The 12,767-nt window shown below is 65.4% G+C and carries 14 protein-coding genes; 4 read left to right on the top strand and 10 right to left on the bottom strand.

The features are described 5' to 3' along the window. Nucleotides 1–191: 191 nt before the first annotated feature. Nucleotides 192–836, bottom strand: a complete 645-nt coding sequence (locus tag K410_RS0106260; RefSeq protein WP_028134052.1) for a response regulator transcription factor — start codon at nt 834–836, stop codon at nt 192–194. An 86-nt stretch (nt 837–922) separates the two neighbouring features. On the opposite strand from K410_RS0106260, the gene K410_RS0106255 reads away from it, so the two are divergent. Next, nucleotides 923–2,263 (top strand): ATP-binding protein, encoded by a 1,341-nt coding sequence (locus K410_RS0106255; RefSeq protein ID WP_028134051.1) that lies wholly within the window; start codon nt 923–925, stop codon nt 2,261–2,263. Between the two features lie 58 nt (nt 2,264–2,321). Here K410_RS0106255 and K410_RS0106250 read toward each other — a convergent pair whose 3' ends face one another. The 9 genes from K410_RS0106250 to coxB all read right to left on the bottom strand — a co-directional run bounded on the left by K410_RS0106250 (nt 2,322) and on the right by coxB (nt 9,432). Then, nucleotides 2,322–2,687: a nuclear transport factor 2 family protein gene (locus K410_RS0106250; protein ID WP_028134050.1), complete on the bottom strand. Its 366-nt coding sequence runs from the start codon at nt 2,685–2,687 to the stop codon at nt 2,322–2,324. A gap of 113 nt (nt 2,688–2,800) precedes the next feature. Next, nucleotides 2,801–3,553 carry an SURF1 family protein gene (locus K410_RS0106245; protein ID WP_028134049.1) on the bottom strand — a complete coding sequence of 251 codons (753 nt, stop codon included), beginning with the start codon at nt 3,551–3,553 and terminating at the stop codon, nt 2,801–2,803. Further along, nucleotides 3,550–3,951: a DUF983 domain-containing protein gene (locus K410_RS0106240; protein ID WP_028134048.1), complete on the bottom strand. Its 402-nt coding sequence runs from the start codon at nt 3,949–3,951 to the stop codon at nt 3,550–3,552. Before K410_RS0106240 ends, K410_RS0106245 begins: the two co-directional genes overlap by 4 nt. Before the next feature lie 98 nt (nt 3,952–4,049). Further along, nucleotides 4,050–4,943, bottom strand: a complete 894-nt coding sequence (locus tag K410_RS0106235; protein WP_028134047.1) for a cytochrome c oxidase subunit 3 — start codon at nt 4,941–4,943, stop codon at nt 4,050–4,052. An 80-nt stretch (nt 4,944–5,023) separates the two neighbouring features. Then, on the bottom strand, nt 5,024–5,689 hold the full coding sequence (locus K410_RS0106230) for a cytochrome c oxidase assembly protein (RefSeq protein WP_028134046.1): 666 nt from the start codon (nt 5,687–5,689) through the stop codon (nt 5,024–5,026). 3 nt (nt 5,690–5,692) lie between these two features. Next, nucleotides 5,693–5,869 (bottom strand): cytochrome c oxidase system small membrane protein, encoded by a 177-nt coding sequence (locus tag K410_RS0106225; RefSeq protein WP_028134045.1) that lies wholly within the window; start codon nt 5,867–5,869, stop codon nt 5,693–5,695. Next, nucleotides 5,866–6,810 carry a heme o synthase gene (locus K410_RS0106220; protein ID WP_028134044.1) on the bottom strand — a complete coding sequence of 315 codons (945 nt, stop codon included), beginning with the start codon at nt 6,808–6,810 and terminating at the stop codon, nt 5,866–5,868. The genes K410_RS0106225 and K410_RS0106220 overlap by 4 nt, the downstream gene beginning before the upstream one ends. 60 nt (nt 6,811–6,870) lie before the next feature. Beyond that, on the bottom strand, nt 6,871–8,490 hold the full coding sequence (gene ctaD / locus K410_RS0106215) for a cytochrome c oxidase subunit I (protein ID WP_028134043.1): 1,620 nt from the start codon (nt 8,488–8,490) through the stop codon (nt 6,871–6,873). A gap of 87 nt (nt 8,491–8,577) precedes the next feature. Beyond that, the gene (gene coxB, locus K410_RS0106210; protein WP_028134042.1) at nt 8,578–9,432 is read right to left on the bottom strand and encodes a cytochrome c oxidase subunit II; all 855 of its coding nucleotides are present in this window, start codon (nt 9,430–9,432) and stop codon (nt 8,578–8,580) included. A 457-nt stretch (nt 9,433–9,889) separates the two neighbouring features. Between coxB and K410_RS0106205 the strand changes: the two genes are divergently transcribed. From K410_RS0106205 to lepB, 3 genes are all read left to right on the top strand, one after another. Beyond that, nucleotides 9,890–10,435 carry an invasion associated locus B family protein gene (locus K410_RS0106205; protein ID WP_028134041.1) on the top strand — a complete coding sequence of 182 codons (546 nt, stop codon included), beginning with the start codon at nt 9,890–9,892 and terminating at the stop codon, nt 10,433–10,435. Between the two features lie 111 nt (nt 10,436–10,546). Beyond that, complete coding sequence (gene tldD, locus K410_RS0106200; RefSeq protein ID WP_028134040.1) at nt 10,547–11,974, top strand: metalloprotease TldD; 1,428 nt, start codon at nt 10,547–10,549, stop codon at nt 11,972–11,974. Then, entirely contained in the window at nt 11,971–12,762 is a 792-nt protein-coding gene (gene lepB, locus K410_RS0106195; protein WP_028134039.1) for a signal peptidase I, read from the top strand. The genes tldD and lepB overlap by 4 nt, the downstream gene beginning before the upstream one ends. Nucleotides 12,763–12,767 lie beyond the last annotated feature (5 nt).

The following is a 12,767-nucleotide window of genomic DNA, read 5'->3' as shown; positions in this document are numbered from 1 at the left end:
GTGCCGGGAACGAATGCCGTCTCCCCCCATTGGAATCGGCGGATGGGTGTCGGCGGTGTCCATGCATTGCCCGGCTGCACGCTGACACCGATCCGTCCCGCCGAACCGGCTGCGTCCTGGAGCGGCCGGTTCGGTGCTTCCGGGCCGCCAGTGCCCAGGCCGTCAGTGCCCGGGCCGCCAGCATCCGGACGTCAATTCATGCCGATTTCCACTGCGATCCTGATCAGGTCGGAATGGTTCTTGGCCCCCAGCTTCTGCTTGAGCAGGGACGTGGTGTTGGCGACCGTCTTGTAGGAGATACCAAGCGCCTCCGCGACTTCCACGATCTTGTCGCCGCGTCCGAGAAGGCGGAGAATCTCGAGCTCCCGCGGCGTCATCTGCGAGGCCGGGTTGGCCTTGATCGCCGCCCCCGAAAACGTCACGGCTTCCGCGAGTTGCGGTGAGATGAAATTGTCGCCCGCGACCACCTTGCGCACCGCTTTGAGCAGGATCCTGGGATCGTCGCCCTTGGAAACGTAGCCTTGCGCCCCAAGCTCGACGGCCCGCACCACGAAGGCCGGATCGTCATTCATGCTGAACATGATGATCTTGGCGTCGGGATCGTCCTTGCGGATTCGCCGCATCAGCTCGAAGCCTGAGACATCCGGCAGGCTGATGTCGATCACCGCGACGTCCGGCCGCTTGCTGACATAGGCGCGATGCCCTGATTTGGCGTCCGTCGCCTCCTCGATGCGGATCGAATGGTCGGAAGCGAACAGGGTCCGGCAACCCGACAGCACCACGGGATGGTCGTCGACAATCAGGACCCGGGTCCCCGGCTTGGCAGTCTCTTGCATCGCGCGCTCTCTTGTTTCTCGATTCATAGACCGGCGGGAACAAATGGAAAGAGCAAATTCCGCCGATGCGCGTTAGAATTGACCTAATGTGGCAACGACTCTCGTTCAGAACGCAACTGTTTCTTCCGCTCGGCGCGAGTTTTCTGGCGGCGCTGGTCCTGGGCGGCGTCCTGCTCCAGATATTCGCGACCAGCCAGCTCGCCGACGAGCACGAGCCCGCTCGACGTTCCATCCGAACCATCGCGGCCGCCCTCAACGACACTTTGCGAGCCTCGGACAATCCGCAGAAGACGCTTGACGCCTTTGTCCGTTCCTTGGCCGGATCCCCGGACATCCATTTCCGTTCCGTGGAAGGCGCTCTTGCGCCCTCGCCAAAGGACGCCGTGCGAAATTTGCAGGGGGTGCCGCAATGGTTTGTCGAGCTGCTCATGGAGCCGGAGACGGAAGCTGCGGCTCCGGTGCTGATCGACGGCAGACGTATCGGCGATATCGTGTTCCTACCCGACCTGTCAGCCGACCTGTTCGAGAAGTGGATCGGCTTCCTCGCGCTGACCAGCCTCGTCGCCGTGCTGATGCTGCTCACCGGGATCATCGCCTACATCTTCGCGGGATCGGCGCTGCGACCCCTGCAGCATCTCGGCGAAGGCCTGACGCGGATGCGGCGCGGCGATTACGCAAAGCCGATCCCGGTCGGGGGGCCGCCGGAGATTCGCCAGAGCTGTACGGAAGCAAATGCGCTGGCTGCGACGCTCGCGCAGTTGAGCCAGGACAATCGCGATCTGATGCATCGCCTGGTATCGCTCCAGGACGACGAGCGGCGCGATCTCGCCCGCGAGCTGCACGACGAGCTCGGGCCGCTGCTGTTCAGCATCCGCGCAGGCACGATCGCGCTGGTGGAGGCCGCGCCGTCGACGGGAAATCTCGGCAACCCGGCCCAGCAAGTGCTGCAATCGGTCGAGGCGCTCCAGCAGACCAACCGCCGCATCCTCGATCGGCTGCGGCCGCTCTATATCGAGGAGCTGGGCCTTGCGACCAGCGTACAGACGCTGCTCCGGAATTTTCGCAAGCAGGCCCCCCACATCACCCTGACGGATACGATCGATCCGGAGCTCAACGTGATCGACGGAGCGCTGGCCCGGACCATCTATCGGGTGATCCAGGAGGCGCTGACCAACGTGCTGCGCCACGCCAAGGCCGGCGCCGCCCATGTCCAGGCGACCATCGCCGGCGAGACGCTGGTCATCGAGATCTGGGACGACGGCGGCGGTTTCCCCGCCGACAATGTCTTCGGCCGCGGCCTGACCGGCATGCACGAGCGCGTGCGCGCGCTCAGCGGATCGCTGTCATTGCTGCGGGTGGATGAGCGAACCTATGTGCGCTGCCGCCTTCCGGCCGAACCGGCACGCGAGGCGCCGGTCAATAGCTAGAGCATGATCCTGAAAAGTGTGCAGCGGTCTTCCGAAAAGATCATGCTCAAGCAATAACCTAGCACGCGCAGCCGTGATCCGCGTTCTGCCGCGCCGGCTCGCACAGCGTGCTGTGGATCTTGCCTTCCGGACTGAAGCGAAACGAGGCGCGAATGCGCAGCGCGCCGGCGACGGAATATTCGAGATCGACGCCATGCGGCATCGGATGGATCTCCTCCAGCCCGAAACCCGCCAGCGAGAACGCGCTGAGCCGCGGCTGCCAATAGGCCTCGAGCTCGCTCCGGCCGCGGTAATGCCGCGCGCCGTTGCACGTGCATTCGACCTGGGCGTCGTCGGCATAGAGGTCGAGCAAGGTCATGAGGTCGCCGCTCCGGCAGGCGTCCACCCAGTCGACGACAATTCCCATCTGATCGAAATCGCTCACACCGCAATCCTGTCTGCCGCGAAAAACACCGGCGGCTTAGGACCACACTCGTGAATGTGCGCTGAATAATAAACCCCGGGCGATACCGGGTTCCCGCGCGGAGACCGTCCGGCTCAGCCCTGTCGCCGGCCTCTGGCCCACACCGCGAAGGCGATCAGCACGGCGCCCGCGAGCAGGAACCAGGTGACGGCGTACTGCAGGTGGTCGTCCTTCAGATGCACGTCGAGCGGGCCCGGGCGCGGAATGCCGTTCTCGGGCGCCGGCTGCTCGAGATCGACGTAGAACGGGGCCACCGCGCCCCAGCCGAGCGCGCTGGCGATGGCCGGATGATCGCGCACGAACCACAGCCGCTTGTCGCGGTTCTCCGCGGGCGTCAGCCAGCCGGATGCCTCGGGAAAGCGCAGATAACCGGTGAGCACGACCGGCTGCCCGGTCACGAGCTTCTTCACCGCGCGATCCTCGACGCCGCGGTCCTGCATCGTGTTCTCGACGAAGCCCGCGTCGATCACGACCGTCTCGCCGCTCGGAAGCCGCGCTGGCAGGAACGCCCAGGTGCCGGGGCCGGAGGCGTCCTTGCGCACCGCCGAGCCGGACGAATAGACCATCGCGTCCGGCAGAGCCGCGTAGGTCGCGGTGAATCTGACGCGGCGAAACTCGTCGCGTGCGGGATTCAGCTTGGCCCAAAGCGCGGGCGGCGGCAGCGGGACCGGCGCTGTGGCCAGGCGCTCGGTGAGCGCCGCGATCAGCTCGAGCTTGGCGGTTCGCCGCTGCAATTGCCAGACGCCGAGTGCGACGAAGACGGCCGCCAGGAACAGCGTGAACAGCGCGAAGCCGGCCACGCGGGGCTTGCGCGCAGGCTGGTTCATTTCGCGCGGTCGACCAACCGGCCCGGCGCCGCCTTGTGGTGGAATTGCAGCGCGATCAGCAGCGACTTCATCGCACGCAGCGGCAGCAGCGTGGTGGCGAGGATCAGCGGCAACCACAGCACCGCATGCAGCCAGTACGGCGGCTGGTATTTGACCTCGACGATGAGCGCCGCCGCAACGACGATCCCGCCGGCCAGCATGATGATGAAGATCGCCGGACCGTCGCCGGTGTCGATGAAGGCGTAGTCGAGGCCGCAGCGGTCGCAGGCGGGCGCGAGGGTCAGGAAGCCCGCATAGAGCTTGCCCTGGCCGCAGCGCGGACATCGGCAGGCAAGCCCGCGCAGCGCGCTCTGCAGGACGGTGGTTTCGGGCTCGGGTTTGCCGGCGGCGTCATTCATGATGGCGGACCCTATCACAGTTTTCGCCGAAACTTTCCGGCGGTCCAAAAGCGAAAGGGCGGCCCTGCGGCCGCCCTTTCTGGTCGATTCCTCGCGGCTCAGTGCGCGCCAGCCATGGTCGCGGCGCCGCGTCCCCAGACGTAGATGCAGAGGAACAGGAACAGCCAGACCACGTCGACGAAGTGCCAGTACCAGGCGGCGAACTCGAAGCCGAGGTGCTGCTTCGGCGTGAAGTGGCCGGCATAGGCGCGGAACAGGCAGACCAGCAGGAAGATGGTGCCGACCAGAACATGGAAGCCGTGGAAGCCGGTCGCCATGAAGAAGGTCGCACCATAGACGTTGCCGGCGAAGGAGAACGCCGCGTGGCTGTACTCATAGGCCTGCACGCAGGTGAAGAGCGCGCCGAGCACGACGGTGAGGATCAGGCCATATTTCAGACCCTGGCGGTCGTTCTCGAGCAGCGCGTGGTGCGCCCAGGTCACCGTGGTGCCCGAGGTCAGCAGGATCAGCGTGTTCAGGAGCGGCAGGTGCCAGGGGTCGAAGGTCTCGATGCCCTTCGGCGGCCAGGTGCCGGGGACTGCGCAGGCGCCGGGCTGGGTGCCGAGGCCGCAGCCGAACACCGCATCGCGGGTGGCGTGGACGGCGTCGGCCGGAAACAGCGCCGCGTTGAAATAGGCCCAGAACCAGGCGACGAAGAACATCACCTCCGAGGCAATGAACAGGATCATGCCGTAGCGGTGATGCAGCTGCACGACGCGGGTGTGGTCGCCCTTGTACTGGGCTTCCTTCATCACGTCGGTCCACCAGCTCGCCATGGTGTAGAGCACGCCCACGGTGCCGACCCCGAATACGATCGGCGCGGCAGAGAACATGTGGTGCATCCAGGCGACCGCGCCGACCGCCATGATGAAAGCGGAAAGCGAGCCGACGAACGGCCAGGGAGAGGGATCGACCAGGTGATAGTCGTGATGCTTGGTGTGCGCCGTTGCCATTTGCGGTCTCTCTCCTCAATCCCGTGCCTGCCAGGCACTTGTCCCCTCGTTTTCCGACCCTTCGAGCACGAGCCCGGCGGTCAGAGATTTCCCTTGCGCTTGTCGCCTTCGCCCGATGCCAGCGGCTTCACCACGGGATCCTTCACCGGATAGAAGGTGTAGGACAGCGTGATGGTGCTCAGCGCGTCGTTCTCGTGATCGTCGGCGATCGACGGATCGACGTAGAACACCACCGGCATTTCCCGCTTCTCGCCCGGCGCCATGGTCTGCTCGGTGAAGCAGAAGCAGTTGATCTTCTGGAAATAGGAGCCGACCGTCAGCGGAGCGACGTTGTAGGCGGCCTGCGCGGCCGTGGTGCGCGCGGCCTGGTTGGTCACGGTATAGAAGACGGTCGTGACCTCGCCGATATTGACCTCGATCTCGTTCTGCTCCGGCTCGAACTTCCAGGGCAGGCCGGGCGCGACGTTGGAATCGAAGCGCACCGAGATCTTCCGCGCGATCGGCCCCGTGGCCGGCGCGGAGGTCGCGACCTGGGTCGTGCCGTTGAAACCGGTGGCGCGGCAGAACCAATTGTAGAATGGTACCGCCGCGTAGGAAGCGCCGACCATCAGCGCGACCACGCCGCCGCAGATCGAAGCAACCACCGCATCGCGTCCGAGCCCGCGGCGCTTGGTCAGCTTAAGATCGGCCGGCTTGCGATCGCCCGGCTTGGCGCTGTCCTGCGATATGGTCGGCTCCTGATTCATCGTCTACATCGGCCGCACGAGAACCGCCGGCCCCTTGACCATGGTGACGGCAAAGAACAGCACCACGAGCACGCCGAGCGCGAGTGCGATCGCGATCGAGCGCTGACGACGACTCTTCTTCTGCGCCTCGGTGAGGACGATTCCGCCTGTCTCGGGTTTGTCGGCCATCGCTGTGATCATGCGCCCCCAACCATCGGAGCCAGCGCCCGGACCACGACCTCGACCAGCAGGGTCGCGAACAGTGCGAACAGATACAGGATCGAGAAGGCAAACAGTTTTCGCGTCGCGCGCAGCGACGCAGCTCGCTCGCGGCGGATGTAGACATTGATTGCGAGCACCAGCATGCCGGCGCCGAGGATCAGCGAGACGATGCCGTAGACGGCGTCGAAATAGCCGAGCGCCCAGGGTGCGGCGGCGACCGCGATCAGCACGATTGTGTAGAGCAGGATCTGGAGCCGCGTCGCATCGGGACCGGCGACGTTGGGCAGCATCGGAATGCCGGCGCGCGCGTAGTCGTCGGAGCGGAACAGCGCCAGCGCCCAGAAGTGCGGCGGGGTCCAGAAGAAGATGATGGCGAACAGCAGCAGCGGCTCGACGTCGACCGTGCCCGTGACGGCGGCCCAGGCCACCACCGGCGGCAGCGCGCCGGCGGCACCGCCGATCACGATGTTCTGCGCGGTCCAGCGCTTCAGGCCCATCGTGTAGATCACGACGTAGAAGAAGATGGTGAAGGCGAGCAGGCTGCCTGCGATCCAGTTGACGAGGATGCCGAGCGTCATCACCGAGAAGAAGGACAGCGTCAGGCCGAAGGCCATCGCCTCGGGGCGGGTGATGCGGCCGCGCGGGATCGGCCGGTTCGCCGTGCGCGACATCTTGGAGTCGATGTCGCCTTCGAGCGCCATGTTGAGCGCGCCGGAGGCGCCGGCACCGACGGCGATGCAGAGCAGCGAGGTGAACGCGAGCACGGGGTGGAAGTGTCCCGGCGCCATCGCCATCCCGACCAGCGCGGTGAAGATCACCAGCGACATCACCCGCGGCTTCAGCAGCGCGATGTAGTCGCCGACCTCCGCCTCGGAGATGCGCGGATTGATGTCGATGGCGTTCTGGTCGAGGACGGACACGAATTCAACTCGCTTCGTTGGAAGAGCCGCGGCGCCCGTCACGGGCGCCGCGGTGATCGCTTACTGCACGCGGGGCAGCACTTCGAACTGATGGAAGGGCGGCGGCGAGGGCAGCGTCCATTCCAGCGTGGTCGCGCCCGCACCCCACGGATTGTCGCCCGCCGGCACCTTCTTCATGAAGGCATCGACCACGCAGTACAGGAAGATCAGCACGCCGAAGCCGGAGATGTAGGAGCCGAGCGACGAGACCAGATTCCAGCCCGCGAACGCATCGGGATAGTCGACATAGCGACGCGGCATGCCGGACAGGCCGAGGAAGTGCTGCGGGAAGAACACCAGGTTGACGCCGATGAAGGTGACCCAGAAGTGCGCCTTCGCGAGCCCTTCATTGTACATGTAGCCCGACATCTTCGGGAACCAGTAGTACCAGCCGGCGAAGATCGCGAACACCGCGCCGAGCGAGAGCACGTAGTGGAAGTGCGCGACGACGTAGTAGGTCTCCTGCAGCACGCGGTCGACGCCCGCGTTCGCCAGCACGACGCCGGTGACGCCGCCGATCGTGAACAGGAAGATGAAGCCGACCGCCCAGATCATCGGAGCGCGGAATTCGATCGAGCCGCCCCACATCGTGGCGATCCACGAGAAGATCTTCACGCCGGTCGGAACCGCGATGACCATCGTCGCGGCGACGAAATAGGCCTGCGTCGCCGAGGACATGCCGACCGTGTACATGTGGTGCGCCCACACCACGAAGCCGATGCCGCCGATCGCGACCATGGCGTAGGCCATGCCGAGATAGCCGAACACGGGCTTGCGCGAGAAGGTCGAGACGATCTGGCTGATCATGCCGAAGCCGGGCAGGATCAGGATGTACACCTCGGGGTGGCCGAAGAACCAGAACAGATGCTGGAACAGCACCGGATCGCCGCCACCGTCGGGCGCGAAGAAGGTCGTGCCGAAATTGCGGTCGGTGAGCAGCATGGTGATCGCGCCGGCGAGCACCGGCAGCGACAGCAGCAGCAGGAACACCGTCACCAGGATCGACCACACGAACAGCGGCATCTTGTGCAGGGTCATGCCCGGCGCGCGCATGTTGAAGATCGTGGTGATGAAGTTGATGGCGCCGAGGATCGACGAGGCACCCGCCAGATGCAGCGACAGGATCGCGAAGTCGACGGCCGGGCCGGGATGCCCGGAGCTCGACAGCGGCACGTACATGGTCCAGCCGGCGCCGACGCCGTTGGCGCCCGGCTCGCCCTCGACGAAGGTCGACATCAGGAGCAGGGCGAAGGAGGCCGGCAGCAGCCAGAACGAGATGTTGTTCATGCGCGGAAACGCCATGTCGGGCGCGCCGATCATCAGCGGCACGAACCAGTTGCCGAAGCCGCCGATCATCGCGGGCATGACCATGAAGAAGATCATGATCAGGCCGTGCGAGGTCACGAACACGTTATAGGTGTGGGTCTCGTGGAAGACCTGCACGCCCGGATACATCAGCTCGGCACGGATCGCGATCGACATCGCGAGGCCAATGATGCCTGCGATGACCGCGAAGACCAGGTACATCGTGCCGATGTCCTTGTGGTTGGTCGAATAGACGTAGCGGCGCCATCCGGTCGGATGGGCGTGCTCGTCATGTCCGTGGGCGTGATCGCCGTGTGCCGCTGCGCTCGTTGCCATGTTCAAATCCTGCCTTGCGTCCCATTCGGACCTCCAGGAGGTCCCGCCCTTCTATCGCTTTCAGTGCCTCAAGCCGTCATCCGACGCTTACTGCGTCGGACCGGCCGCGGAGGCGTAGGTGCTGGCGCCGCCGCTCGCATATTTCTTCTTCGCCGTCTCGACCCAGGAGGCGAACTCCTGCTCGCTCACCACGCGCACGGCGATCGGCATGAAAGCGTGGTCCTTGCCGCACAATTCCGAGCACTGACCGTAATACATGCCGGTCTTGGGGGCCTTGAACCAGGTCTCGTTCAGGCGGCCCGGGATGGCGTCGATCTTGACGCCGAAAGCCGGCACCGCGAAGGCATGGATGACGTCGGCGCCGGTGGTCTGGACACGAATCACCTTGTTGACCGGCACCACCATCTCGTTGTCGACGCCGAGCAGACGGGGCTGCTTGTCCTGCGCCATCAGCGAGTCGAACTCGAACTTGCCGTTATCGGGATAGGCATAGGACCAGTACCATTGCTTGCCGGTCGCCTTGATGGTCAGATCCGCTTTCGGAATGTCGAGCTCTAGGAACAGCAGCCGGAACGACGGCACCGAGATGCCGACCAGGATCAGCACCGGAACGAGCGTCCAGGCCACCTCGATCAGCGTGTTGTGGGTGGTCCGCGACGGCACCGGATTGGCCCGCGCGTTGAACTTGACGACCACGACCACGAGCAGCGCCAGAACGAACAGCGTGATCAGCGTGATCAGCACGAACAGGAAGTTGTGGAACCAGACGATGTTGTCCATCACCGGAGAGCCGGACTGCTGGAGCGTCCACTCCCACGGAGCCGGCTGCCCGACCTCGGCGAATGCCGCGCCGCCCGTCGCCAGCGTGACACCAGCCGCCACCACGGCGATGGTGGCCAATTCCAGCAGATACTGGCCCACCCGACCCATCGACATCCTCATGCCGTTCGCGCTCCCCTTACGAAATCACCCCAAGTGCGCTCCCCTGCGTCCGGGCAACGCTTATTCGATCCGCCCGCCTGACAAACCGCCGCGCAAGAATACCTCTAAGAGGAATTCGGGCCAGATCGCTAGAACGCCGAAATCTAGCCTCTCAAACCATAATTCTTGATCTATCGCAATGCAGTCTTGCGCCTGATCTGCCAGCCATCACCCGCAGGATAATTCCTAGTAACATCGGACAAAAATACCGTTGGCCGGGATGCTGCCGCTTGACAGCGGAATTGCCCGCGTTAGGCACTGGCAGATGGCCGCGCAGGAACCTGATTCGTGCGGGCGGCGGCGGTGCGAGGCGGCGCGGAATTTGCTTGGCAATCGCCTTCAAGACGCCGTCATTCCCGTATCAGTCCGCCAGATCCGCCAAGCGCGAGCGAGGAAGGCGAGCGGAGGGACCGACCCGATGGGGTTTTCGATATCGATGGCAAGACCGGCGACTAGGCCGCTTGACCGCCTCCCGGTGCTGGCCACCCTGCTGGCTGCGCTCCTCCTCCTGGCGCTTCCCGGCCTTGCCCATGCGCAGGGCGCGGTGCGCTCTGTCCATGGCGACTGGCAGATTCGCTGCGACACGCCGCCCGGCGCCCAGACCGAGCAATGCGCGCTGATCCAGAGCGTGGTGGCGGAAGACCGCTCCAATGCCGGCCTGACCGTGATCGTGCTGAAGACCGCCGACCAGAAGAGCCGCCTGATGCGCGTGGTGGCGCCGCTGGGTGTGCTGCTGCCCTCCGGTCTCGGCCTCAAGCTCGACAACCAGGACGTCGGCCGAGCCGGCTTCGTCCGCTGCCTGCCCAATGGCTGCGTCGCCGAGGTCGTCATGGACGACAAGCTGCTCGGCCAGCTCCGCACCGCCAAGACCGCCACCTTCATCATCTTCGAGACACCGGAAGAAGGCATCGGCTTCCCGCTCAGCCTGAACGGCCTCGGCGAGGGCTATGACAAGCTGCCGTAGCGCCGATCCGCACTGACAACCCTATCGTTTCGGTAATGTGACGCCCGGCCTCTCGCGGACCGGTCGGGAAACCATTATCTTGACCCACATCTTCCGCTAATGGATGGACGCATGACCAATCCTGCCACGACCTCCCTGCTCGACCGCGCCAATCTCGATCGCGACCAGGTTCGCCACGAGCTGGCGCGCGGGCTTTCCGGCGCCGACGACGGCGAGCTGTTCCTGGAGTACAGCCAGACCGAAGCGCTGATGTTCGACAATGGGCGGCTGAAGCAGGCGACCTACGACACCTCGCAAGGTTTTGGCCTGCGCGCGGTCAAGGACGATGCGGTCGGCTATGCGCATTCCTCCGACGTCTCGCTGCCGGCGCTGATGCGTGCTGCGGATGCGGTTGCGGCGGTGCGCGGCGGCTATTCCGGCAGTTTTGCCGCGCCGCCTCCGCACACCAATGTCCGGCTTTATGGCGACGACAATCCGCTCGACGCGCCGGGCTTCGAGACCAAGGTCAAGCTGCTCGCCGAAATCGACGCTTACCTGCGCGACAAGGATCCGCGAGTGCGGCAGGTCAGCGTCAGTCTCGGCGCGACCTGGCAGGTCGTCGAGATCCTGCGGCCGGACGGCGAGAGCTATCGCGACATCCGTCCGCTCGTCCGTGTCAACATCTCCGTCGTGGCCGGCCAGGGCGACCGTCAGGAGAGCGGCAGCAAGGGTTATGGCGGCCGTGCCGGCTATGCCGAATTCATCGAGACGAGGTCCTGGCGCGACGCCGCCGACGGCGCGCTGCGCGAGGCGCTGGTCAATCTGGAATCGATTCCCGCCCCCGCCGGCGAGATGGACGTCGTGCTCGGGGCCGGCTGGCCCGGCGTGATGCTGCACGAAGCGGTCGGCCATGGCCTGGAGGGCGATTTCAACCGCAAGAAGACCTCTGCATTCGCCGGCCTGATGGGCCAGCAGGTCGCGGCCAAGGGCGTCACCGTGGTCGACGACGGCACCATTGCCTCGCGCCGCGGCTCGCTGTCGATCGACGACGAGGGCACGCCGACCAATCGCACCGTGCTGATCGAGGACGGCATCCTGGTCGGCTACATGCAGGACCGTCAGAACGCGCGGCTGATGAACATGAAGCCGACCGGAAACGGCCGCCGCCAGGGCTATGCCCATGTGCCGATGCCGCGCATGACCAATACCTATATGCTCGCGGGCGACCGCGATCCGGCCGAGATCCTCGCTTCGGTGAAGAACGGCGTCTTCGCCGCGAATTTCGGCGGCGGCCAGGTCGACATCACCTCGGGCAAGTACGTGTTCCAATGCACCGAGGCCTACAAGATCGAGAACGGCAAGATCGGCGCGCCGCTGAAGGGCGCCATGCTGATCGGCAACGGGCCGACCGACCTGCATCGCATCCGCATGATCGGCAACGATCTCGCGCTCGATACCGGCATCGGCACCTGCGGCAAGAATGGCCAGGGCGTGCCCGTTGGCGTCGGCCAGCCGTCGCTGCTGATGGAGCGCATTACCGTGGGTGGAACCGGCGCATGAGCGTTGAAGAGAAGGTCACTGTCACTCCCAAGGTCACTCCCAAGCGGAAAAGCAGCGGCTGGGGCGGACAGATCGCGCAGCTCGCCGGCATCGTCGCCGCGGTCTTCATCGCCAAAGGCGCGCTCGCCGAGCCGTTCTACGTGCCGTCGGGCTCGATGGAGCCGACGCTCTTGATCGGCGATGCGCTGCTCGCCTCGAAATTCCCCTATGGCTACGGCACCTCGTCGCTGCCGATCCAGATCAGCCTGCCCGAGACCGGCCGCGTGTTCGCCGAAACGCCGAAGCTCGGCGACGTCGTCGTGTTCCGCTGGCCCGGCGATCGCTCGCAGGCCTGGGTCAAGCGCGTCGTGGGCCTTCCCGGCGATCGCATCCAGATGCGGCAGGGCCAGCTCTTCATCAACGACCGCCCGGCCGAGCTCAAGCCCGACGGTGTCGGCGCTGCCGAGGACGACAATGGCGGCAACGAGCCCGCCTACCGTTATGTCGAGACGCTGCCGAACGGCGTCTCGCATCTGATCTTCAAGATGCGCGACAACGGCCCGCTCGACAACACGCCGGAAGTGACGGTGCCGGCCGGTCACCTCTTCGTGCTCGGCGACAACCGCGACAATTCCTCCGACAGCCGCGTGTCGCTGCGCTCCGGCGGCGTCGGCCTCTTGCCGATCGACAATCTGATCGGTCGTGCGGATGCGGTGCTCGGCTCCTGGGATCTCGGCATGCGAAGCCAGCCGGTGTGGACCTGGCTGTCCGGCTTCCGGCTGGCGCGGTTCTTCACCGCCGTGCATTGATCCTC

Source organism: Bradyrhizobium sp. 22 (assembly GCF_000482425.1).
GTDB lineage: Bacteria > Pseudomonadota > Alphaproteobacteria > Rhizobiales > Xanthobacteraceae > Bradyrhizobium > Bradyrhizobium japonicum_B.
Note: the sequence above shows the minus strand (reverse complement) of the source record. Positions and strands in the feature narration are given on the sequence as shown.